The sequence below is a fragment of the Bacillus pretiosus genome (genome assembly GCF_051294775.1).
GTDB lineage: Bacteria > Bacillota > Bacilli > Bacillales > Bacillaceae_G > Bacillus_A > Bacillus_A wiedmannii.
The window spans coordinates 1-282 of the sequence record NZ_JBPPHF010000593.1; the positions used below are offsets into that span (position 1 = coordinate 1).

The 282-nt window shown below is 37.2% G+C and carries 1 pseudogene; it reads right to left on the minus strand.

Annotated features, from left to right (window positions below):
- Positions 1-222 (minus strand): annotated as a pseudogene (locus ACSG5Z_RS32295) (hypothetical protein); the annotation flags it as partial.
- Positions 223-282 lie beyond the last annotated feature (60 nt).

Sequence of the window (282 nt, forward strand, 5' to 3'; positions counted from 1 at the left end):
ACTATGCTCTGCACCGTGACATGTAAAAAATGTCGTTCCAAGCTGCTTAATACGGCGCAAGCGTTGAAATTCTTTCGTTCCGATTAAATCCCAAATAACTCGATCGCGTACGTGCACATATTTATGTACCGGGTCTTTAAACACTTTTGTTTCGCTGAGGTTGTCGTTTAAATATACCACCTTCCGACATCCCCCTTTCTTTACTGCATACTTACTATATATTATAAACGAAATAGGAAACAGAAAGAAATGAAAGACTATATTAATTGCCCTTATATAAAG